Annotated in this window: 23 protein-coding genes, 1 tRNA gene and 1 pseudogene; 13 read left to right on the forward strand and 12 right to left on the reverse strand. The window is 59.4% G+C overall.

Going from position 1 to position 23,007, the window contains the following annotated elements; all coding sequences use genetic code 11:
- Positions 1-111 precede the first annotated feature (111 nt).
- On the forward strand, positions 112-444 hold the full coding sequence (locus SA339_01850; protein ID MDW5561942.1) for a hypothetical protein: 333 nt from the start codon (positions 112-114) through the stop codon (positions 442-444).
- A 177-nt stretch (positions 445-621) separates the two neighbouring features.
- Positions 622-694: transfer RNA gene (locus tag SA339_01855), tRNA-Val, on the forward strand.
- A gap of 211 nt (positions 695-905) precedes the next feature.
- Here the strand turns inward: SA339_01855 and SA339_01860 are convergent.
- Positions 906-1,748: a class I SAM-dependent methyltransferase gene (locus SA339_01860; protein MDW5561943.1), complete on the reverse strand. Its 843-nt coding sequence runs from the start codon at positions 1,746-1,748 to the stop codon at positions 906-908.
- A gap of 729 nt (positions 1,749-2,477) precedes the next feature.
- Entirely contained in the window at positions 2,478-3,470 is a 993-nt protein-coding gene (locus SA339_01865; protein MDW5561944.1) for an Ldh family oxidoreductase, read from the reverse strand.
- A gap of 347 nt (positions 3,471-3,817) precedes the next feature.
- Between SA339_01865 and SA339_01870 the strand changes: the two genes are divergently transcribed.
- Positions 3,818-4,954, forward strand: coding sequence for a hypothetical protein (locus SA339_01870; protein ID MDW5561945.1), 1,137 nt, complete (start codon positions 3,818-3,820; stop codon positions 4,952-4,954).
- A 163-nt stretch (positions 4,955-5,117) separates the two neighbouring features.
- Here the strand turns inward: SA339_01870 and SA339_01875 are convergent, their stop codons facing one another.
- Entirely contained in the window at positions 5,118-5,333 is a 216-nt protein-coding gene (locus SA339_01875) for a hypothetical protein (GenBank protein ID MDW5561946.1), read from the reverse strand.
- 165 nt (positions 5,334-5,498) lie between these two features.
- On the opposite strand from SA339_01875, the gene SA339_01880 reads away from it, so the two are divergent.
- A complete protein-coding gene (locus tag SA339_01880) occupies positions 5,499-5,672 on the forward strand; it encodes a hypothetical protein (GenBank protein MDW5561947.1) in 174 nt (57 codons plus the stop codon).
- A 144-nt stretch (positions 5,673-5,816) separates the two neighbouring features.
- On the opposite strand, the gene SA339_01885 is transcribed toward SA339_01880, so the two are convergent.
- Complete coding sequence (locus SA339_01885; protein ID MDW5561948.1) at positions 5,817-5,945, reverse strand: hypothetical protein; 129 nt, start codon at positions 5,943-5,945, stop codon at positions 5,817-5,819.
- A 162-nt stretch (positions 5,946-6,107) separates the two neighbouring features.
- Complete coding sequence (locus SA339_01890) at positions 6,108-6,665, reverse strand: TATA-box-binding protein (protein ID MDW5561949.1); 558 nt, start codon at positions 6,663-6,665, stop codon at positions 6,108-6,110.
- Between the two features lie 231 nt (positions 6,666-6,896).
- Between SA339_01890 and SA339_01895 the strand changes: the two genes are divergently transcribed.
- From SA339_01895 to SA339_01905, 3 genes are read left to right on the forward strand one after another with little or no spacing between them, the layout of a single operon-like run.
- Positions 6,897-8,315 (forward strand): AAA family ATPase, encoded by a 1,419-nt coding sequence (locus SA339_01895; protein ID MDW5561950.1) that lies wholly within the window; start codon positions 6,897-6,899, stop codon positions 8,313-8,315.
- 8 nt (positions 8,316-8,323) lie between these two features.
- Positions 8,324-9,781, forward strand: coding sequence for a VWA domain-containing protein (locus SA339_01900; GenBank protein MDW5561951.1), 1,458 nt, complete (start codon positions 8,324-8,326; stop codon positions 9,779-9,781).
- 49 nt (positions 9,782-9,830) lie between these two features.
- Positions 9,831-10,604 carry a cyclase family protein gene (locus tag SA339_01905; protein ID MDW5561952.1) on the forward strand — a complete coding sequence of 258 codons (774 nt, stop codon included), beginning with the start codon at positions 9,831-9,833 and terminating at the stop codon, positions 10,602-10,604.
- A gap of 110 nt (positions 10,605-10,714) precedes the next feature.
- Here the strand turns inward: SA339_01905 and SA339_01910 are convergent, their stop codons facing one another.
- Together SA339_01910 and SA339_01915 are read right to left on the reverse strand one after the other, a co-directional pair.
- Entirely contained in the window at positions 10,715-11,461 is a 747-nt protein-coding gene (locus SA339_01910) for a hypothetical protein (GenBank protein MDW5561953.1), read from the reverse strand.
- Between the two features lie 46 nt (positions 11,462-11,507).
- Positions 11,508-11,780, reverse strand: a pseudogene (locus SA339_01915) (LLM class flavin-dependent oxidoreductase).
- 586 nt (positions 11,781-12,366) lie between these two features.
- Here SA339_01915 and SA339_01920 point away from each other — a divergent pair.
- Positions 12,367-13,164: a 2-amino-3,7-dideoxy-D-threo-hept-6-ulosonate synthase gene (locus tag SA339_01920; GenBank protein MDW5561954.1), complete on the forward strand. Its 798-nt coding sequence runs from the start codon at positions 12,367-12,369 to the stop codon at positions 13,162-13,164.
- 15 nt (positions 13,165-13,179) lie between these two features.
- Here the strand turns inward: SA339_01920 and SA339_01925 are convergent, their stop codons facing one another.
- Together SA339_01925 and SA339_01930 are read right to left on the reverse strand one after the other, a co-directional pair.
- Positions 13,180-13,920, reverse strand: a complete 741-nt coding sequence (locus SA339_01925; GenBank protein ID MDW5561955.1) for an ABC transporter permease — start codon at positions 13,918-13,920, stop codon at positions 13,180-13,182.
- Entirely contained in the window at positions 13,917-14,837 is a 921-nt protein-coding gene (locus SA339_01930) for an ABC transporter ATP-binding protein (protein ID MDW5561956.1), read from the reverse strand. Before SA339_01930 ends, SA339_01925 begins: the two co-directional genes overlap by 4 nt.
- Before the next feature lie 204 nt (positions 14,838-15,041).
- Between SA339_01930 and SA339_01935 the strand changes: the two genes are divergently transcribed.
- The 5 genes from SA339_01935 to SA339_01955 all read left to right on the forward strand — a co-directional run bounded on the left by SA339_01935 (position 15,042) and on the right by SA339_01955 (position 18,952).
- On the forward strand, positions 15,042-15,350 hold the full coding sequence (locus SA339_01935; GenBank protein MDW5561957.1) for a hypothetical protein: 309 nt from the start codon (positions 15,042-15,044) through the stop codon (positions 15,348-15,350).
- Between the two features lie 108 nt (positions 15,351-15,458).
- On the forward strand, positions 15,459-16,532 hold the full coding sequence (locus SA339_01940) for a GTP-binding protein (GenBank protein MDW5561958.1): 1,074 nt from the start codon (positions 15,459-15,461) through the stop codon (positions 16,530-16,532).
- Between the two features lie 60 nt (positions 16,533-16,592).
- Positions 16,593-17,225, forward strand: a complete 633-nt coding sequence (locus SA339_01945) for a hypothetical protein (GenBank protein MDW5561959.1) — start codon at positions 16,593-16,595, stop codon at positions 17,223-17,225.
- A 36-nt stretch (positions 17,226-17,261) separates the two neighbouring features.
- Positions 17,262-18,332, forward strand: a complete 1,071-nt coding sequence (locus SA339_01950; protein MDW5561960.1) for a GTP-binding protein — start codon at positions 17,262-17,264, stop codon at positions 18,330-18,332.
- A gap of 176 nt (positions 18,333-18,508) precedes the next feature.
- Positions 18,509-18,952, forward strand: a complete 444-nt coding sequence (locus tag SA339_01955) for an Lrp/AsnC family transcriptional regulator (GenBank protein MDW5561961.1) — start codon at positions 18,509-18,511, stop codon at positions 18,950-18,952.
- Here the strand turns inward: SA339_01955 and SA339_01960 are convergent.
- The 3 genes from SA339_01960 to SA339_01970 are packed head-to-tail and all read right to left on the reverse strand — an operon-like array spanning position 18,949 to position 22,548.
- Positions 18,949-19,770, reverse strand: a complete 822-nt coding sequence (locus SA339_01960; protein MDW5561962.1) for a hypothetical protein — start codon at positions 19,768-19,770, stop codon at positions 18,949-18,951. The two genes, SA339_01955 and SA339_01960, sit on opposite strands and share 4 nt — an antisense overlap.
- A gap of 4 nt (positions 19,771-19,774) precedes the next feature.
- Positions 19,775-21,328 carry a glutamate synthase-related protein gene (locus SA339_01965; protein MDW5561963.1) on the reverse strand — a complete coding sequence of 518 codons (1,554 nt, stop codon included), beginning with the start codon at positions 21,326-21,328 and terminating at the stop codon, positions 19,775-19,777.
- Positions 21,328-22,548 (reverse strand): hypothetical protein, encoded by a 1,221-nt coding sequence (locus SA339_01970; protein MDW5561964.1) that lies wholly within the window; start codon positions 22,546-22,548, stop codon positions 21,328-21,330. The genes SA339_01965 and SA339_01970 overlap by 1 nt, the downstream gene beginning before the upstream one ends.
- Positions 22,549-23,007: the final 459 nt, after the last annotated feature.

Here is a 23,007-nt window from a genome sequence, read left to right on the forward strand (position 1 = left end):
CTTCACCGGTCTGCTCACGGCGCTGAAGGGCCTCAGGGCTGACGGGAAAAGACTATTCACTTTGATTTTTTTTAAGTTGGATATATATTGCGGTATACCCGTACTGGTCCGATGAAGATCATCGACAGTTATGCTTACAGTCGGCCGGGTATCAAGATTGCAGAGCATGACCTTTCAGGGATGATCGGTGATGTTCAACTTGCGATTGCCTCGGACAAGGATATCAGGTCGTGGCGTGTTCTGCTGAGCAGGATCGACATGGCGGCGCTAAGCGCCCTGTCCAAGCTGTTCGATAAAGCTTCCAGCGTTAACCATTTGGTCGTCGAACAGAGGGATCGGGCCAAGTCCAGGGATCCCTCTTTCTCGGGGCAGGTCACATTGAGCAGGATGAGCTCGACCCGCGTCAGACTCAGCGGGATCGGCCCGGTCAGGATACTTCCTTAGCGTTAAAAAGTCCCCCAGCAATTACGTAAGAAATTGCTACTTCCGATCGGGTCGATCGAACACAGGCCAACAACGATCCAGGCGGCCTATCGAAAATGACTATGGCATCGCCACTAAGGCCCCACCAGCGGCCGACCTCCCCAAAAATTCATATATGGTCAGCGGGTTCAGCGCTACGGGCTCATGGTCTAGCGGTTATGACGTCTCCCTCACACGGAGGAGACCGCCGGTTCGAATCCGGCTGAGCCCACTCTTCTTCTTCATCCATTTATTGAAAAGAGGACAATCATTGAATATCATGTCGATCGTCTGGCTACGTTTATACTATTTTGTTTGCCTTCCATAGAAAAATAACTGGGTCCATGATTGTTCGGTCCCAACCATCGATGCACAGAGATCTTAGAAAAAAGAAAAGTGGCCGCCCACCGATAGGTTGCTAGCGGCGGCATATGACATGCAACTTACTCTTTTTGAGCAACCACGAACGTGACCATCTCGCTCGTTCCCTTCGCATCATCGGGCAATATGCCGCCATAGTATTTCACCGTGGGGAAGCCTTCTGCATTCAATATTGGAGTGAGAGTTGCCGGGCCATAGTAATGATTCCAGAACCGATAAATGGCAGGCGGCCGGGATTCCGACAATATGATGTGTTGTTGTAGAATCACGCTCATCCCACCGTAATGATGTGTTTCTGTCAGAGCAAGATACGGTTCGTTCCTCCAGAACCCACCTTGGGCAACCTCCCAGCTCCTTCCTTGACCGTTCATTAAGGAAGGCGTTCTCATGTTCAGGGTATCAAATATGAACTGGCCTCCCGGTTTGAGAGCACGGTGAACATTGTTCAAGAGCAACGATCGCTCTTCAGGAGTCACCACGTCAAAGTCGCAATATATCATCATTACGACGTCGAACACTTCCTCAAGATCAAGGTCGAGATAGTTCTGATGAACATACTTGATGTCCAAACCTTTCCGAGCGGCCTCTTGTCGTGCATGCTCAATGGACCGCTTCGAATAGTCCATTCCGGTCACCTGGTGACCTGCCGCCGCTAAAAGTTCACAATATAGCCCGGGGCCGCATCCCAGGTCAAGTATTCGTTTATTTTTCCAATCAAGGCGGGCTTCGATCCACCGTACAGTTCCCTCGATCGTCGTCTTTTTTCTGCTGGCAACATCGATATCGGGATTTAGGTGCATCTCGAGGAGACGCTCTGATATATATTCATCCTCCCACATGCTGGCGGTGCCCTTTTCGTATAGATCCGGCATTATTGTTGCTTCTATGATTTCTTTGATGCGCATAGTAATTCTCACCCTCAGGTTATTGGCCAAAACAAAGCAGTTTGAGGTCCCTTAATATTCACGGCTCCGTCGTACTGATCGACGATTGCTGGCACTAAAGGGTCCAGTCCAATCTTAGACGATGTATCGAACAAACTATGCGCTCAACATTCCTAGAATATCATTCTGGCCCATAAAGCCTTAGTGTCCATGAGCCTGAATGAAAATGCAAATGGAATCATGCGAGTTAGAAAAAGGAACGATCAGGTTTAGTTAGCTAGCTCGGCGTTTAATGGAGTGCATTGAAATTTCTTATTAATTTTTCTGGTTCAAGTCATGAGTGGTCCCGGCTGAGCTCACTCTTATTCTGATCTAGACAAATATTATTGAAATCCAATTCAATCGTTTTTCGCTTTTATAGCTGACTCGTCAAGAAACATGCGTTTGTATGCATGATCGACATGGCGAATTCAGGGGTAGTTCGTGAGCGACAATGGTGCCGTCCGATGATCATCTGGAAACATGGCTCCTCGATTGTGGAACCTGCCCTATTAAAACGCCATCGTCCAAGACGAGATGTCTGTTGATTGGCTGGAGTTACACCTGGAGATCACCTTACTTCCTGCCGAATGTGTAGCTGTTCACGCCATGACTGGTAAAGTTCGAGACCAGCCTCGTGATCCCGCCGTCGTGAATACGGTCTTGCGTCTGAACCGGCGGCGCCTGAGGCCGTCCCTGAGTGACAGGCGATTATGCCCTCTCGGCAACCTTGCGCAGTTCCGCGAGCAGGTTGTCCTCAATTTCGATCTCCCCTCTCTCCAGGCATTCCCGAGCGGTGCGGGAACCGCGCTCCCCGGGCACCATGATCTCGTCCACTCCCGGCAGACGCCTGGTCGATCTGACCCTGCCCATGACCTGCTTTACATTGGCCAGAAATTCATCGCGATCGCCGAGGAGGTCCGGATCGATGGCGTAGATCAGATGTCCCCAGTTACCCTTGCTGTCCCCCAGGCCGCAGAACGCCGCCCCCACCAGCGGACCGGCCAGGATCTCGCCGATCATGGCCAAGCCCGAGCCTTTGTACCCCCGGTCGAAGGAACGGATCGCTCCCTTGATCGCTTCTGCCGGGCTTGTGGTCGGCTGGCCGCTGGCGTCGTAGGCTATGTCTCCGGGGATGTCCCTCCCCGCAGTGACCGCCTCTACTAGTCCGAAGTAGGAGGTCGCCGCCGTGGACATGTCCAGCACGATTGGGTCATTCCCGGTCGGGATGCCGATTGCCAGCGGATTGGTGCCGAAGACCGGTTCATAGGAGCCGTGCATGGCCACCCGTTCCGGCGACCTGCTGAACACGAAACTTACAAACCCTCTCCGAGCCAGTTCAGAGGCGACATAGCCAATGGCGCCGGAGGAGGTGTTGGTATTGAAGGTCCCCGCGATCCCGAATCCGCTGGTCTCGGCCTTCGCCGCGACGATCTCCATGGCCTTGCGCACCACGACCATGGCATGGTTGCGGTTGCCGTTGATGCGCGCCGAGAGGGGTGTTTCCTTTTCGATGACGATCTCTCTGGCAGCAGGATCCCTGGGAATCCCCTTGCCGATCAGTTTCACCACTCCCTGATTGTTGCCGCGCAGTTGAGCATACAGGAGTATTTCGCGGATCGCCACGGTCTCCTCTTCATCGTAGCCGAAGCTGGCAATGGCTTTCGTGGTCAGGTCCTTGAGCTCATTGATGGATATTTTCATGGGTCTTCCTCTGGATTCGATCGGCGTAAAAGCCTAGTGCCAGTCGGCAGGTTCAGTACCATGGTTATTGCATCATTGCGTTACATATTTTGCGGGCAGCGACCTACCGCTGAAAGGATAAAACACCGCATGGCAGCGGAAGTTGCAGTCGTAGCTTCACGAAGGAGGAGCGCTGCAAGCACCAGCGATCATGGCGGCCCGACCTTTCATTCTAACCGCCATTCATGGCGGCGCGGACGATCTTTATTCAAACCAGTAAAATACTGAGAGCTCCAAACACTATTGCGTCGGCAAGGACGGCAGGTAAGGGCCGGATGGTGGACAAGTGAGGCCGGCCATGGTGCGGTATGGAGGAGCCAACCGAGAGGGACCACGTCTCCTTTGATGAGATAGAAGCCCTGAGGCAGGAGGTCCAGAACGAGATAGGGAGGGAAGAGAGGAACCTATCGTTAATCGGAAGACACTCCCAACGGGCCCATCGTCTTATACCGTTGCTCATAGCCGTGCTCATCCTCAATCTCATCTTCTTGTTCACCATTCCCAACTATGGCCTCTACTGGATAGTGGCCAGCTTCTTCGTCTACATGTACTACTTCATTGTGCTTCTCTTCCCCACGACAAGAAGGATCAGGTCCCCGGGAGAGAAGAGGATGAGCTGGATATCGGGAACGCGGACGAATCGGAGGAGGGAGTTCAAGGGCGTGATCGTGCGAGGGAAGAAGGCCGTGGCCATCGCCTTCTGGAACTCCTTCTTTATCGGCACTCAGACCCTGGCCAGGGGAATCGATTTGATACTGGCGGTCAGCCTCATCTTCGTCATCCTGGGCCTGGTCCGGGGGACGTTGGACCTCTTCTCTGCAACGGTGGTGATACTTCAGATAATCGCCATAATGGGTTATTATCAGGTCATCATCCATTATCGGCCGTACTCCAAGGACTTCCTGAGGACCGTGGGCAGGGTGAGAAGGAGCAGGAACGCCCAGTTGCGCTGGGTGTCCTACTTCAAGGGGGTGTTCATCGTCCTTGTCCTGGCGGCCATATTCGCGGTCTTCCTTGTCAGCGCCATCTTCCTTCCCAAGAAGTCCCTCGACACCGTGGTCAATTCCTTGGACGCCAGCATCGTCCTGACCGTCCTCGGACTGGTCGTCATCTTCGCCTCCCATTTCATCATCATACGTTATCTTCAGGGCTTCGACAGCGCAAGGATCACCAGCCTATTCATCCACACTAAGCTGAGCTTCCTCCGATCTGAAATATGGAGCGGCCTCGACCGCCTCGAAGGAAGACCCATGGACGAGGAAGGGAGGGCCTCGTTCCGCGCTCTCCGTAGAAGGTTCGAGGTATCGCGGATATACAGGATCGCTTACAAGGACATCTTTGGCATACTTCCCACCTACCCCATTATCGTGGACTTCTCCGCCATACTGGAGAAGGATGTCGCCGATGCCTTGGACGAGGAGATCCCCCTCGACCTGATTACGTGATCGCGGCATGGTCTTGGCCAGATCCGGTCTTGGCCGAGCTTATGGGTCGAAGGTCAACTCCAGCCTTCAGGAAGAGATTGTCACGTTCCTGCGAGCCATCGCGCCTTCGAGCCCTCATATCGGCGGGATGCCCTCTGGCCCCTTTCGGCAGGACAAGAATGGATTAGAATGCCCCGTGGCCTAGGACCTGGAAGTACCGCCACACGCCCAGCAAGATCCATATCAGCAATATCGCGAGAACGGTCAGCCCAACAAGCAGCCATAGGCTCGTCCTCTCCTCCTCATCCTCGCTCTCCGTCCCCTCCGAGGCGTCTACGATCTCCTCAATGGGCACAGGCCTGCCGTCGACTTCGTTGGAAACCTCGGCGTAATCGGACAACTTCTCACTCCCAAGACCATGAATCGGCGATTGAGATATTTACATTTACGGAGAATCGACAGATCGCATACTGATCAAATGACAGATCGGGCGACGGATCGCGCCCATACCTGAATTGTACGGCAAGGAACGTGCTTATCCGTGCATGATGCCCCATCGGTTCTGATGGCCATGCATGCGGGGAACGGCCCGGCGGCCCTATTGACGAATTGGGTGCGCCTTCGACCCCTGGAGGCACGGGACGCCGACGCCGTGTTCACCTTCAAGTCGGACCCCCAGGTAACCAGCTGCTACGTGCATGGGCCCTACCCACCGTGGAGCGCACCAGGGAGTGGGTGAGCCGGAACATCGAAGATCAGCGGAGAGCCCGGTCATCTTCTGGGCAAGAGGCTCAGGGAGGCCGGCGGACCGATCTGCATCCCGCCTATGTAACTTCAATGGCGGTCACACCTGCGCTGAGCCGGGCTACGAGTTCCACTCCGTTCAGTGGCGCAGAGGACTCATGACCGAGACCCTGTTGGCCATCCTGGACTTCGAGGGGGAACTCGGACTGCACCAGATCGAGGCCGATTCCCTGGCCACGAACCAGGCATCCATAGGTTTCCTGCTCAAGATCGGCTTCCAGCATGAGGGGACGCTGCGCCAGCTCAGATGTTCGAGCGGCGCTACATCGACCTATGGTGTTTCGGGCTACCGCGGGACTAATGGTTGTGCAAATAGTCTCGCAGTCGCTCGGCGAAATCAATCCGGCACGGCCGCCGGCCGGCGCGGGGCCTACAGTGCCAAGAGCTCAGCCTGCCGCAGCTCCTCGGCGAGCTTCTCCACGGCGACCCCCACATCCTCCGGTCTTCTCGCCCCGGTGCACACCAGCCTGCCGGAGCCGAACAGCAGGATGACCACCTTGGGATCGTCCATGCGGTACACGAGGCCGGGGAACACCTCCGGCTCGTACTCCACCCGTTCCAGGCCGAGGGTGATGACCACCGAGGCGAGATTGATGGGACTCTCCAGGTTGGACGAGGCCACGATGTTCTGTACCTCCACGGTCGGCGATTTCTCGACCTTGACGCCTGCACCCCTCACGCTCTCGGTGACCTTGTCCACAGCGATCTGGACATGCTTGAGCGTCTTTGCCCCGGTGCACACCAGCTTGCCGCTGCGGAACAGCAGGGTAGCGGTCTTGGGCTGCTTCAAACGGAAGACTAATCCGGGGAACGACTCGGGGTTGTACTCGGATCCTGGCATGGACTGGACAAGCTTGCTGAGGTCGAGTTCACAGCCTAGGCTCGCCGACGCCACAATGTTCTGTATCTCGTAGTTCGTTATATCTATGCCCCGTGGCGGGTAGGTATTTCCTTATATAAGTCGGGAATGCCTCGCTGTTACGTACTTTTAGTCCCAGAGAGCACTTTTCTCCATGGAGGGATAGCTTCAATTCCGAGGCAATAGTTATTCTGCGGGAGCGAGGCCGCCGCCGTCCCTGAAATCCCAGCAGCCAATGTCTTCAGCACTTCCATTCGTTCATGGAGTAAGCTTATTACGAAGCATGCTGAATGGGAGTAGATGACCTCGAAGATCCAGATCCTCAGCGAGGAGCTCAACCGCAATTTCAAGGAGCGCGACGATGAGATCGCCGGTTCCCTCCTGGCCATGATCTCCGGGGAGCACGTGTTGTTCATCGGGCCCCCAGGCACGGCGAAGAGCATGCTTGCCAGGGAGATGTGCGGGTGCATCAGGGGGGGTAACTTCTTCTACTATCTGCTAACCAGGTTCACCACTCCGGACGAGATATTCGGTCCCTTGTCCCTGGCCTCCCTCCAGGCAGACATCTTCAGCCGCAAGATCGGTGGTTATCTGCCGTCGGCCAACGTGTCGTTCCTGGATGAGATATTCAAGGCTAACTCTTCGATCCTTAACTCACTGCTCACCATCCTCAACGAGCGCCGGTACCATAACGGCTCGGAGATCCTCGAAGTTCCCCTGATCTCGGTGTTCGGGGCGTCCAACGAGCTGCCGGAGGAGAACGAGTCCTTGGAAGCGCTCTACGACCGCTTCCTGTTCCGCTACTACATCGGGTACGTGCAGGACGAGACCAACTTTGTCGAATTGATCATGGGCCACGCCGAGGACTTCGCTCCCTCGGTGCGGCTGGCGCTCGACGAGATCTGGGAGATCCAGAGGGAAGCGGGCAGCGTGCCCATCGACAACGACGTCCTCGATTCACTGGTGACCCTGAGGAAAGAGTTCCGTTCCACCGGGGTCAGCGTGTCTGATCGGCGGTGGAAGAAGATGGTATGGGTCATGAAGGTGGCCGCCCACGCCATCGGGCGGGAGCATGTGGACAAGACCTTCCTGCCCATCCTGCAGCACATGCTGTGGAACCGCCCTGAGGAGCGCGTTACCCTGAGGAAGCGGCTGCTGGAGATGGCGGTGGCCGGGGGCATCAACATCGAGCGGGAGCAGAAGGACCTCCGGGACCTTCATGCCTCGGCGGTGCTGGCCAAGGATTTCGTTCTCCCGCTGGAGGCGACCTGCACATCATGCGAGAAGGTGTTCACTGCCTGGAAGGAACTGGTCGACCATGTGTCCATACATCCAGACCATGCTTACACCCTGCCGGGCGTGGATGGTCTTTATCAGGTGCGGAAGCACCGCGTCTCGCCGCGCCTCCTGCCCAACCTAGTGGAGCTGTTCGACTCCCGGGGGGAGACGGTCAAGCTCAGTCTAACCGTCAAGGACCGGGAGCTGTACCTCGGCGAGGTGGAAGACTTCGAGGAGGAGCTCGGGAACCTGGAGGGTGATCTCGGGAGGGAGCGGGCCGCGCTTTTGGAGCGTTTGGGCAGCAACATCTGGCTCACCCCGAAGGACCGTGAGGACATCCTCGCCCAGTATGACACAAAAACGATGGCAATGAGCGAGATGAAGAGGCTGCTCGTCGACACCCGGAGGATCGTCCTCTCAGAGGACGTGGTGGAACCCTGAGGGATCGCATGACCGAAGCAGGCGGGGTGCGCTGGCGCAAGGCGGTCAACGATGATTCGGTCAGGCTGGTGACCGGAAGGCCCAGACGCCTCCCCCGGAAGAAGCGGGAGGAGATCGCGGCCATTCTGGCCCAGGAGCTACTAGGCACCCGCGAGGTAGTCGACGTCCGCCGGCACGCCGGTCGTTACGGTTCCTTCCACGTCATCCTCAGGGCGCTGAGGCCCACCGAGGAATGGGGTCGGCTCAGGGACATGGCCGCGAGGAGCGACATAATCGCCGCCCTCTCCCTGCGCCACGCCATCGGCGCCGTGCTGGACATCCTGGATCGCACCACCCCCCTGCCGGCGGGGACTCCGGCGGAACAGAGCCTCAACGGTCTCATCGCCCTCACTCAGGTCGCCTGGCAGAGAGGGGCATCGGTAAGCGTCGATAACTTGGCCAGGGCGGTGGAGGAGTTCGATGCCGCCGATGAGCGGGGAGAGGCTCGCGACGTCCTGGTCCAGGCCCTCCACGCCCGCCTGGCCGGAGTGGTGGAGGAAATGCAGCATTACATGGAGATGCTGGCCATGATGAAGCAGATGCTCCCCTCCGGCGACGACGAGACCTTCATCGAGGAGGTATTCCTCGAGTACATGCGCAACATCGATCGGATGAACGCGCTACTAAAGCGGAGCAGGGACATCCAGCAGGTGATCGACCTCATGGGGAAGTTGGACGTGGAGTATGGGGCACACCAGGACCGCGCCAAGAGCTTCGCCCCTTCGGAGGCGTACGATCTCGGGCTATCCAGCGACCTCCGTCACGTTCTCCCGGTCGAGCTCCTCAAGCTCAAGGTCCCCATCCTCAGAGTCCTATTCTTCTCCCAGCTGCTGGAAGGGAACCTGCTGACCTACGAACTCCGGGGGCTCAACTGGAACGACGCGCCGGAGAAGCGGAAGAAGGGGCCGATCATCGCCCTCATCGACGCCTCAGGCTCCATGGGCGGGCAGCCGGAGCTGATCGCCAAAGCTTTCATCCTCATGCTGGCAAAGCGCATGGAGCGGGAGGGAAGAGACATCAAGGTCATCCTCTTCGCCGCCTCCGACTGGAAGCTGGAGATCAACCTGGCGGACAAGATGAAGGTGGCCAAGAGCCTCCTGGACACCATGTGCCTCAGTTTCGAAGGTTACACCGACTTCAATTCCGCGCTGCGCCTCGGGCTGGAAGCGGTCAAGGGGGATAAGTGGAACGGCGCGGACGTGCTGTTCTTCACCGACGGCGAGTCCAAAGTATCCGACGAAGGGCTGGTCCGGGAGTGGAACGACTTCAAGAAGCGGACCAGCTCCAGGATCTTCACCCTCATAGTGAACAACGTGAACGCGGGGGGCCTGGAGAAAGTATCCGATAAGATATGGACGCTCCCCACTGGTACCTGGGACGTCGAGGGCAGCCCGTCCAGCATCATAAAATTGGTGGCCCGGGGCTGACGCTCCTGGAAGGAGACTATCAATAATCCGGCGTCAGGTCGGATTTGCTATGATCGTGCTGCTTTCGTATCCCATCACCGGACGGACCCCGCTGTTCCCCGGAACAGCGCCGGTGGAACTAGGCACAGATGATGGTCCTGAGCGTCCCACGCCGGTGTCCACCGTGGTCCGCTTCAACGCCCATTCGGGCACCCACATCGATGCTCCCAGACATTTCTGTCCGCTAGGGTTGACAGTCCAAGAGGCGATCGGGCCGATCAACGAATACGCCACAGTCCTGTGCCTCGATGTGCCGGCCGAAGGCACTATGGCGCTGACTGAGGGGCATCTCCCTCACATGCCCGCCTCTCATCAGGTGGACGGCGTCCTCATCCGGACCGGCACTCATCGGCGCCGTGCAGATGCTCAGGCATACAGTGCGGACCACCCGTTTCTCACATCCCCTCTGACCCGCCATCTGGTAGAGTGGTTCCCCCGCCTGAGGATACTGGGCATCGACTGCGTATCTCTCGCTCACCCCGATCATGTCGATGAAGGAGCCGAGGTGCACAGGGCTCTTCTCTGCAGGGATCGGCCGATTCTCATCCTGGAGGATATGGACCTTTCATACAACGGCCTCGCTCGAACGTCGTTCAGGCTCATCGTCGTCCCCGTGCTGCACGACCGGCTCGATGGCACTCCGGCGGTCGTGCTTGCCATCCTTCCTGATCCTTGGTCAGAAGAGCAGGTCGTACAGTTAGAAGGAGGCAAAAAAGACAAAGAACGAGATGGCGACGACCATGGCGGCAATAGTCGCCCTGGACGGCCTGACCCAGGGCGGTAGTCTGGGGACGTTCAGGTACAGGGCGGTAATCGATACGAAGGGAATCTGGATCGCCTCAATGGAGCCGGCCAGGATCAGGAACTCAACCGGTTCTGGCCTGATGATGATGGCTACTGCAGGCACGATCCCCATGAGCCCGAAAAGGAGGATGAACCGCACGTCCTGGGCCGGACCGGGGTCGATCGTGGGGCGAGCTGTTTTAACAGGAGGCCGAGGCTCTCGGTGAACATTCGGCTCCATCCGTCCAAGTTGGTGATGACCGGGCTCCAGAAGGCGATGAACGCCGCCACGATCATCGTCCATGTGCCCACCGGCCCCCACACTGCACCGAGCAGTCGGCTCAGCACATCGGTGACCGCATCACCCTCTGGCACCAGACCTTCCGGCCGTAGCAGCTCGGTCCCCAACACCAGGAGGGAGATGAGGAGGACCAGGATAAGGGCCGAGGAAACGACGGTGGATGTGGTCATTAACCTAATCCATCTCTTTGCTTCCGACACCTCATGCTCGTTCAGGGGTGCATACTTGTCTGCCGTCATTCCATTAGGAGTACCTTCCCTCCCTTCATGCTCACCCAGAGCCGCCCCGAACCCGCGCGCCGATAGCCAGTACGAGAACCAGATAAGTCCGGCCGCTCCGGACATCATGAACCCGATCCATGGCAGGATCTCGCTCAGGTCCAGCCCCTCAACGCTGGAGTAGAGGCCCTGAACAAGAGTGGCCGGTGCGGAGAACAGAAGGCCTGCAGTGATCACCAGGGCGATGGCTAGCACCAGGATCCACAGGACGGCGTAATCGTACAGCGAAGCGATCCTCGGAGTGAAGAGGAGTTTCCCTGTGGCGATCGCCGAGGTCATCCATATTATGCCCGCTCCCGACCGCCATCCAGAACCTGCGGGGAAACATCTCGGCAAGGGTGGCCGCGGCCTGCGCCACTATGGCCGGGTTGTACCTCTGCACCGGCGCGGTAATCACCCCGAACGGAATGCGGGTGACCTGGATTGCCGCCCCCAGCCAAGACCACACGAACCCACTGTGGCCCTGCTCGCGGCTCCAAGGATGAAAATGGTCGGAGGACAAAGCACCGTTGAAACCTGCCGCCTCCGCCTTTCTGACCAATTCGAGCAGACGGCTCGGCGGGAACTGTTCATGGGAAGCGTGGTAGCCGACGATCATTGATGTTCCTCGGTCCGACGATCATTCATAGATGGCTGAGGTCATGTCGGACCGGTGTCCCTTCGTACAGGAGATATTAATCCCTGTTTTGTCGCCCGGTCGTTCAACAGCGCCTTTGGCCGCAGGAACGCGCCATTGCCTTCGAGCCATAACGCGATCAGGAACGGCATCCGCTCGCGGTCGAGAACGGTCCGATGCCAAAACCATCATTCCGTGGGAGCCTACTGGCCTGGTAAGGCGCTCATGTCAGGCGTACATCATGTAGATGATGAAACCGGCGGCCACCGAGGCGATCTCTCCGGCGATGCACAAGACGGTGACGATCAACTTGCTCAAACTCTCGCCCCTTCGCATTAGCTTCGGTTCCACGGCTATCTAACCCTTTCTGAGGTCGCTGCGATGGGGCGAGACCATTTTCAAATAGGCGACATGCTTATCCCGACGTAGGTTGGAACAAATGGGCCGCCGAAGCGCTTCAGTCTGTTCATCGATCCGCTTCCGCAGCTTCAGCTTTGTTTTTTGACGGCCTGCGCGTGAGCACGCGGCAGGCCTGATCGTTCCACCATGTACCACGAGGTGAAATGGCATGAGCTATACTGGAAAGGCAGTGCGTTTGGAAAGGATTATCAACAGGGATACCGGCAGGACGGTCATCGTCCCGATGGACCACGGGATGAGCCTGGGCCCCATAAGCGGGCTGGAGAGCATGGGCGATACGGTCAACAAGGCCGCCGAGGGGGGCGCCAATGCCGTCCTGGGCCATCTGGGACTGGCTCTCCATGGTCATCGGCGGCACGGCAAGGACATCGGGCTGATCATGCACCTGTCGGCCTCTACCTCCCTGTCCCCGGACCCCAACGACAAGGTGCTGGTGACCACGGTGGAGGAAGCGATCAAGATGGGCGCCGACGGTGTCTCGGTTCACATCAACGTCGGGGCGGAGACCGAGGGTGAGATGCTGAGGGCGCTGGGCACAACATCCATGAAGTGCCGGGAGTGGGGGATGCCCTTGGTGGCCATGATGTATCCCCGGGGCCGGAAGATCGCCGCAGAGAGGTCCGCCGAGTACGTGAAGATCGCGGCCCGGGCGGCGGCGGAGCTGGGGGCGGACATCGTGAAGACGAGCTATACTGGTAGCGTGGAGACCTTCCGGGAGGTCGTGCGGGGGTGCCCCGTGCCGGTAGTTGTCGCCGGAGGCCCTCGGATGGACACCACCGAGCACATCCTGGAGATGGTACGCGACTCCATCGAGGCGGGGGGAGCGGGAGTGGCCATCGGCCGTAACGTGTTCCAGGCGAACGACATGGTGGGCATGCTGAAAGCAATCTCCTCGGTCGTCCACGAGGACGCCACGGTGGAGGAGGCGATGCGGCTCATCAAGTGAACGTCGGGTAGGCGATCACCTCTCCCTCCACCTCGACTTGCGGATGCCGATGTACAGGAACACGAGGGTCAGGGAGAGGACCACTGCCGCGTCCAGGACCATGGTTCCCAAAGGCACGACCACGAAGCCGGCCAGGGCCTGCACAAGGCGGGCGGTGTAGGTCGTGGGCGAGAGGTAGGCGAGCCACTGGAAAGGTTGGGGGATGAGGTTCAGCGGGTAGTACACCGGGGCCAGGGTGGAGAACAGGGTGGTGATGAGCCGTGAAAACCCGAAGCTCTGCACAATGTCCGAAGACACCGTGGCCAGGGCGAAGCCCAAGGACACCGAGGTGAGGAACATGAGCAGCATGACCACGGCGATGGCTAGGGCCTGTATCGCGGTCACCGGGACGAACAGGGCGAAGAGCGCGATCAGGATGACGAGGGCGGGGGAGCTATAGATAAGCTCGGAGAGCGCCATCCCCGCCACGTACGACCCGGCGCCGGTGGGGGACGCTACCACCATCTCCTGCAGCCGGAAGTCGTTCTTGAGGTGGGAGAGGTCGGCCTGCAGGAACATTCCGCTCTGGAACATGGTCATGATCATGCCTCCCAGGATGGCCACTCCCAGCAGCTCGCCGCGGCTCACAAAGAAGATGAGGATGAGGAAGGAGAGCGGCGAGATGAGGGTGTTGATCAAGATCACAGGATAGTTTCTCATCTCGTAGATAGCGTTCACCAGGATCGAGGCCAGGAGCTGGCTGGAGAGCTTGCTCATTCCCCTCCCTCCCCGTTCTCGCCGTCCAACTTTCTTCCTACCGCCTGATAGAAGATGTCCTCCAGCGAGACCGGGTTCAGGGAAAACCGTACCCCCCTGGAGATGAGGGCTTTGGACAGAGTATGGGAACCCTCCTCGGTGGTCATGACCTGAGAGAACCCATCCCTGCCCACCATCACCCGGCCCTCGAACGGGGGGAGCTCGATGCCGGTCGGGAACCGGAGCACATACTGGTGCCCGATCCCCGTTCTCAGCTCGTCCATCGTTCCCAAGGCCAAAAGCCGGCCGCTGTCCAGGATCCCGATGCGGCCGGCGATGGCCTCGGCCTCCTCCAGATAGTGGGTGGTCATGAACAGGAAGCGGTCCTTGCTTATCTCCATCAACAGGTCCCACAGCTCCTTGCGGGAAATGGGGTCCAGGCCGGTGCTCGGCTCGTCCAGGAATATGAGGTCCGCACCCGAGGCGATGACCATGGCCACAAGGGTCTTCCGCTTCATCCCTCCGGACAGCATGCGGTTCAGACGGTCGGCGTGCTCCTGAATGCCCACCAAAGCCACGGCTTCCCGGGCCTTGCTCTTCGCCTCCCGGTACCCCATCCCCCGCCAAAGCAGATAGGAGGTGATCATCTGCACCGGGGACATCCAGGGGATGGTCCTCCCCTCCTGTGGAACCACCGCCATGCGGTTCCTCAGCTCGGCCGCATCGTCCATCACGTCCAGCCCGTCGATGGTCGCCCGCCCGGTGCTGGGCTCCAGAAGGGTTGACAGGATCCTTGTCAGCGTGGTCTTTCCCGCCCCGTTCCGCCCGATGAGAGCGAAGATGCCCGTGGTCGGAATGGTGAAGCTGACCGCGGAGAGCGCTTCCTTTCCGTTGTCATAGACCTTGGCTAAATCTTGGCAGGAGATCTCGTTGACCATCGCCCCCCTCCATCCGAACCTGGGAGTAGATGGTCTTTCCGGTATTTTTCTCAGGATGCCGCAAGCGGCCCAGGAGGATCGACGCCGGTGGCCGTCCTTCTCGCCCTATCCTTTTCATCGAGATAGGCGTAGGAGATTTTCTTTCACCCTCTACGCATGATTATTATACCGTTAGATTAAGTATATTCTCCCGGAGGAAAAAGGATGCTAGTGATGCAGGTGACAAGGCACCCGGCCGATCTTTGCCCCGCCTACCACGATAAGTTCCGGGAGATAACCGTGCAATGGTACGAGAACATCGAGAGCATAGCCTCAAAGTTCGGAGTGAAGTTCCTGGGGTCCTGGGACGACCATGCCGATCATAGCGTGTACGTGCTCTACGACACTCCCAGCATGGACAACCTCATGGGGATGATGATGGACCCCGTGGCGTCGGGCCCCATGGCCTTCTGCAGCGGCCGGGTGTTCCCGGTGTTCGATCACCAGACGACCTTGAACATGATAAAGAAATGAGCTGTTCGTTCCGGCGGCGATGCCCCCGCCGCCCTTTTTCTTCACTTTCGTTGCTGGGGAGCAAAAGTTTTATCAGCGCCCATCGTTGACGGGCGTTAAGTGGAAATCATGACCACAAGGATCGCTATCCTGGGAGGGTTCCTCGGATCGGGGAAGACCACCCTTATGATCAAGCTCGCCACCGAGCTAGCCAAGTCCGGCAGCGCGGTCGGTCTCATCACCAACGACCAGGGGGAGACCCTGGTGGACACCCAGTACTCGAGGGACATGGGGTTCAACGTGGCCGAGGTGCTTCGGGGATGCTTTTGCTGCAAGTTCAACGACCTGATCATGTCCGCCCGCGGCCTGGTCGCCGACCATAAGCCAGACTTCATCATCGCCGAGCCGGTGGGCAGCTGCACCGACCTCCAGGCGACGGTGATGGCCCCCTTGCGGTCGATTTATGGCGACGAGTTCGAGGTCGCTCCGCTGATGGTCCTGGTGGATGCCGGATCGCTCAAGGAGGCGGTCCCCGACCCCGAGACGCTGAACGGTTACCTGCGCAAGCACCAGATCGAGGAGGCCGAGGTTGTGGTCCTTTCCAAGGTCGATACCGTGGAGCAGAAGGACCTGGCGGCATTGCGGGAGGTGCTGAGGAACTACAATCCCTCGGCCGAGATCATCGATTATTCAGCGGTCAGCGGTGATGGGGTAAAGGCCATCCTGGAGACTGTGCGCTCGGGCAGGAGGTCGCAGCATTCGCCAGTGGACATCGATTACGACCGCTATGCGGCGGCAGAGGCGGAGCTGGGGTGGTACAACGGCACCTTCCGCTTCACCCTGCCAGCCAGGACCGATTCCTACGACGTCGCTCTCAAGCTCATCGGCTACATTTCCTCGCAGTACGGGGATGCTGACCTGGCGCACGTCAAGCTCATCCTCCGGTCGGAGAAGAACGCCCTGAAGATGAACCTGGTGAACGGCAACGTCAACGTCGACGGGGTCAAGGGGTCCCGGTACGGTGAGGGAGCGACGGTGCTGAACCTCAACGCTCGTGTGGTATCCTCGCCGGACAAGCTCGCCGAGGTCATACGGGAAGCGGTGCGGATCGCCCTAGACGCCCCCCGGGTGGAGGTAGAGGGCTTCGAGGATACCTGCTTCTCCCCGTCCCGCCCCAATCCTACCCACCGCATGACCGATTGATCTTACGGCCGGGAGCGGCCAGTAAAACTTTTCAAATATTTGAGTGTTCATTCAAATATTATGGCCGGGTGCAAGATCGAGATCGCATACATCGACCCGGAGGTCTACACCTCTATCGTGAACCACGACATGCGGCGTTCCATCCTCCGAAACCTGTACGTAATGGCGCTGGACCATCCGGTGACCAAACAGGAGCTGGCCGATCGGGTGAACATAGGCTACCATCAGCTGGTGTATCAGCTCAGCCACCAGCTACGCGACTTCTGGACGGTGGTGGATGAGAAGAAGGTGCGGGGCACCAGGCAGGAATACTTGGCCCCGGCGGCCCCTGGAACCATTCACATTACTATCGGCAGGGACGGAAGGATCTTCGTGGTCGATCCCCTGGCCAACCTCTTCGGGCCGCTGGCCAAGGTTGGCACAAGATGCGACGGGTGCTCGCCTAAGGAGATGGAGCGCTGCTTGGAATTCGTCCGAAACGGATGCTGCTATAGCTCGGAGCCCTCGGCGGAGGAAAGGGCCACCTTGGCGGCCAACGGTCGGGAGGGCACCATACGGCCGGTGGACATGGCCATACTGTGCGCGCTGAAAGGGGTGGCCAGCCGGAAGGCTTGCACCGTCAGCATTCCCTGCGACAGCTGCCCGTTCCTGCGGCGAGCCATATGCATCGATGGCCTGAGCGATCAAAGCTAGAAAAGCCATTTATCCAACAATGCCATGGCCGAAGGGATGACCACGAGGACGCGTTTCGCTGTGATCGGCGGCTACCTGGGGGCGGGGAAGACCACCCTCCTGGTCGGCCTTGCTCGCTATTTGAAGGAGAGGCACGGGAAGGACGTGGCCATTATCACCAACGACCAGGGGCACATACTTGTAGACACCCAGTACGCCTCTGAGGCCGGCTTCGACGTCCGGGAGGTCATGGGCGGCTGCTTCTGTTCGACCTTCCCCGAGTTCGTGAAGAACGCTCGCTCCATGGTCCAAACCAGCAGGCCGGACGTCATCCTTGCCGAACCCATCGGCACCTCCACCAACATCCTGTCCTCGGTGGTAGAGCCCCTGCGAGCGCAGTACCCTGAGGAGTTCGACGTCGCGCCGTTCCTCGTCGTCGTCGATGCCACCCGGGCGGCCGGGATGGAGAGCTCGAAGCGCCTGATACCCGCGCACCAGGTGAGGGAGGCCGAGGTCGTCCTACTATCCAAGGCCGACCGCTTAGATGATCAGGGGGTGGAGCGAGCCATGGAGGCGGTGAAGGCTCTGGCCCCCGACGCCAAAGTGATGCCCTACTCTGCCCGGACCGGTCAGGGGATGCAGGACATCGCATCCCTGGTGCTCTCGGCGGAGCGGAGCGCCAAGGTGCGAATGAGCGAGGACCACAAGCGGTTCGCGGCGGAGAAGTCCGCCATGTCGTGGTACTCTTCCACCAGCAGGGTGGTGCCCTCGGAGCGCGTTGACCTCTACGACCTGGCGACCTCGGTGCTGCGGGCAGCGGCGGATTCGTTCCCGGCGGAAGATCTCGCCCACGTCAAGGTAATGATCACTTCCCCCCGGGTGGGAGCGAAGATGTCCCTGGTGGCCGATTCAGTCCAGACTGACGGAGTGCGGGGCTCCCGCTACCTGGCAGAGGAAGCGAGGCTGGTCGTCAACGCCCGGGTCATGGCGACCCCCAAGCGTCTGGGCGAGGTGATGCGGGGCGCGGTGGAGACCCTGCCCACGAAGTTCGCCCTGACGGTGGGCGACACGACCGAGTCCTGCTACTCTCCCCGACCCGAAACACCGATGTTCATATCCGGCCTCTAGGCCGGCATCTATCTTTTACTGGTGCAAGGGGCCTGGGGAAGTCGTTGACCCCGGCGCACATTGTTGGTGCTTTTCTCGCGTTCCGGTGACGCCGGGGCGTAGTTTTCACCAAAAATCGACGGCTGGGTCAAAAGGTATAAATCGCTGGCTGTTCAATGAAACGAATGAGGCAAGCAATGGTCGCTGTAGACGATATGAACCATCGCATCCTGAAGCTGCTGATGATGGATGGCAAGATGACCTACCGCGAGATAGCCTCCAAGCTTCGCAGGTCGCCGTCGACGGTGCGCGACCGGATCAGGCGGATGGAGGACTACAAGGTGGTCCTAGGCTACGCCGCCATCGTGAACAACGAGCTCATGGGCATGCGGTCGGACGCCATCGTGTTGGCCAATGTAGGGGACGGGGTGTCGGTGAAGGACCTCCGCAAGCTCCATGAGGTCGACGGAGTCATGGAGGTCCTGCTGGTAAGCGGCGGGAAGAGGGTCATGGTCCGGCTGCACGCGCCGGACAATCACACCCTTGACAATACCATTGCCACGTCCATCATGCCCCTGGGGTTGAAGGACGTGGAGGTCCGCATCGTCCTCGAGTCGGTGATGCGGTTCCCCGGCGTCTAGGGCCAAACCATGGTGGGATCGAACCGGCCCCGGAACGGTCGGGATGACATGGGCATGATCTTGGAGTATCTCTCCCAGTCCCGCTCCTCGGTCATCCCGAAGGAACGCTCGAAATCGGACAGCAGTTCCTCGATCGCCTCGCGATCCTCCGCTTCCAAGGGGCACAGTTTGGCCCCTGTCCCCAGCTGGTGCTCGTCGACCCGGCCGTGAACATAGATCACGCCGCCGTGCATGCCGGCGCCGATGAAGGTGCCGACCGGAGACTCGGCCTCGGGGACGCCGTGGCCGAGCACGAGCACCGTGCCGCCGGCCATGTACTCGCCGAGGTAATCGCCGGTGCTCCCGCCTATGACCACCGATGGCTTGGACGAGCCGAAGGCCTTCATGTGGATGCCCACGCGGTAGCCGGAACTCCCCTTGACCAGAATGCGGCCGCCGCGGGCCGCCAGGCCGGTGACGTCCCAAGCGTTGCCGTGGATCACGATGCGGCCCGAGGACATGGTATTGCCGGTCATGTCCTGAGCATTTCCGAACACCTCTAGAGTGGGACCGTCCATGAACGCCCCCAGGTCGTTGCCTGGGGTGCCCTTGATGCCGATATATAGGCATCGGTTCGTCGCCGCCGAGGCGATGTACCGCTGCCCCATGACCCCTTCCAGGATGATGCGGTCAGCGCCCTCGCCGATGGCCTTGCGGACCTCGATGTTCAGCTCCCGCTGGTCGATGGGCCTGCCCCATTGGTCCCGACCGGACACGTCGATGGTCGTCTCCTTCACCCCGTCGAGCACGACGGTCTTGGTAAGTATCGTGCCATCCATGTGCTCACCCCCACCCCTCGCCGACGTGCTTCACGCCCATGACCTCGGCGATCTTTTGGTTCGGCCCGAAGTACCTCAGCCGGTCGCGGTTACCGACCAGCGATTCGACGGCGTCGATGCCCATGGCTCCCATGACCTCCTTCAGTTCCTCGTTCCAGGCGTGGAACAGACGGGTGACCCGCCTTGCCCCGATCTCGGGGTCCAGGCGGGAGGTGAGTTCCGGTCTCTGGGTGGCGATGCCCCAGGCGCACAGCCCGCGGTGGCAGGACTGGCAGACCTGGCACCCCATGGCGATGAGGGCGGAGGTGCACACCATGGCCACGTCCGCCCCCAGGGCGATGACCTTTATCATGTCCGCGGCGCTGCGGATGGACCCGCCGGCGCAGACGGTAACGCGGTTCCTCAGCCCCTCCTCGTTGAGCCGTTTGTCGACGACCGCGGTGGCGACCTCGATGGGCAGACCGGCGTGGTCCCTGATAACCCTAGGCGTGGAGCCAGTGCCGCCACGGAACCCGTCGATGGTGATGAAGTCGGCGCCCGCCCGCACCACGCCCGAGGCGATCGCCGCCACGTTATGCACGGCGGCGATCTTGACCCCCACCGGAACGCGGTACTCCACGCTCTCCTTGAGCGCGGCGATCAGCTGCTGAAGGTCCTCGATCGAGTAGATATCATGATGAGGGTAGGGAGACAGCGCATCGGTCCCCAGAGGGATCATCCTGGTCTGCGAGATGAGGTCGCTGACCTTCTCTCCCGGCAGGTGCCCCCCGTGGCCTGGCTTGGCGCCCTGCCCGACCTTGATCTCCACCGCCGCGGTGCGTCTCAGGTATTCCGGGGTCACGCCGAAGCGGCCTGACGCCACCTCGCCATTAATATGGTCGGCGAACTGGAGGAAGTCCGCGTGCAGGCCCCCCTCCCCCGAGCCGGCCAGTATGTTGAGGTCCTTGGCCGCTTGGAACAGTGATCGCTGGCAGTTGTAGCTGACCGCACCCAGGGAGATGTGGCCGAACATGATGGGCATGTCCATGGCCACCACCGGCCCCGAACCGTCGCTCTCCGTCACGTACCCATCGCCGGAGAGCATGACTCTCGAGGACCGCCGGCCGACGTAGGTACGGGTCTCCACCTGCTCCCTGAGAGGATCGATGGACGGATTGGTGACCTGGGCCGCATCCAGAATGAGGTCGTCGAAGATCATGCCATAGGGCATGTCTGTGCCGCAGGAGCACAACAGGACCCCACCCGAGGACGCCTGGGCGTTTATGCCCTGGCGGACCCGCTCGGTGTAGCTGGCGTGGGGTGGAAGCCCGGACGGCACGGTGGCGATCTCGATGCATCGGGCCGGGCACATGGCCGAGCAACGCTGGCAGGCCACGCAACCGCCCTTGTAGACCACCCGGTCGTCCTTCCATTCCAGAGCCCCGAAGCTGCACTCCTTGACACATCGCTTGCAGTTCAGGCAGGCGTTGCGGTCGATGATCGGTCGGAACTTGTCCGGGATGATGCGGTCGAAGACCCTCTCCTTGTCGTCCAGGGAAGCGTGCGCGGGCGCGTTCATCACAGCACCCCCTTGAACGGGGCCTCGGTGCCGTTCCGTATCAGGCCTTTACCCACGGAGGCAATCATCGGGCTCCCAGGGTCACCGACCCAGGTCTCCGCATCCTCCTCGACGATGCGCACAGCGCATTCCTCCGAGGCGGCGAACAGGCGCTTGTTGTCGGCGCTGCGGCCGAACAACAGCGGGCGCAGCTTCTTGCGGTCGGCCATGGCGATCATGGTGATGTCTGGTTGTCCCCTACCGACCAGGATGGAGAAGGGGCCATTGAGGAACGCTTCCTTGTAGGTGATCCGCAGCTGCTCCGCCAGGGCCCTGCTCTTAGGATCCATGCGCTCAATCTCGTCATGGTAGCGGGGGGCCAGGGCGAACGCTGCCACCTGCGGGGGCAGGTTGTGCCGGCGCACCAGGAGGTCCCACAGGTAGGTGACGACCTCGGTGTCGGTCAGGAGCGAGCACTTGTAGCCATGCATCTCCACCAGCTTCTTGTTCACCCCATATGAGGTGATCTCACCGTTATGGCAGACGGACCAGTCCAGTAGGCTGATAGGGTGCGCGCCGGCCCACCACCCGGGAGTGTTGGTGGGAAACCTCGAGTGGGAGAGCCACATCTGGGCCGAGTAGCGACCGAGCTCGTAGAACTCGGCCACCTCATAGGAGTAACCATTGCCCTTGAACACCGCCATGTCCTTGCCGCTGGAAACGCACATGGCGTTGGGTATGCCGTTGTTGATGCCCATGACGACGTCAACGACGCACTCGTCAGGGCCCTGGCCTTTGATCAAGTAGCTACTGGACAGCGGATCGGGTTGGAAGAAATATCTCCACACGATGGGGTACGGAGGCCTCATGGAGGGGACCTTCCGGGTAGGAACTCTCTCGTCCTTGACGATGTCGCCCCGGTCCTTAAGGTATTCCTCGACGCAGCACATGGCGTTCTCATCATCGAAGAAGAACTGCAGGCAGTAGAGATCCTTGAGGTCCTCGGGGAACAGCCCGTAGGCAGAGTACCCAGACCCCAATCCGTTCTCCCTCTCCCTCATTGTGGTCAGCATCCTGGAGATGACCTCCCCGGACATCTTGCCCCCGCTCACGTCGATGGTTCCGGCGATGCCGCAGCCACCCATTATGTATTCGAGACCGGGCGGCCGCGCCGCCCCGTAGCTCGGTAGTGATGGCAGATCGTTCCTGCCGCCGCCTCTGCCCTGTTCCTGGGACCTCATTCCTTCCACTCCTTTGCCCGTTTGCTAGCGCACCCCGATCGATACGCCCAATATTTTGCGACAACTTGCACGGCTTTTTAACCGTTGTTGGTTAAGAGATTCTAATGCGACTTAAAATTTACGCGGTTCGTATATTTTTGTAACCAAATTTTTAGGTTACATCTATTCATGCCTAGTCAAAATAGATATTTATCTATTACGCCATAACGGTGAGTTATATCGGAAGCATATCTGCCTCGGTGCTTCGGGGCGATCAAAGTGCACCTAAAATGGCGAGGGAGGAACGGACCGCCTGATAATTCCATAGCGGAACCCCTCTTCGTTCCATGTTGAGTCATTGTAGAATGTATCTATTAATCGGTATTTACTGGCCAGTATTAAAATTGATTATTTATATATAATTATTTTGGCCGCAAAAATTTGTAATATAAGAATCTATATACGTCATAAGCATAGCAT

This window comes from Methanomassiliicoccus sp. (assembly GCA_033485155.1).
Lineage (GTDB): Archaea > Thermoplasmatota > Thermoplasmata > Methanomassiliicoccales > Methanomassiliicoccaceae > UBA6.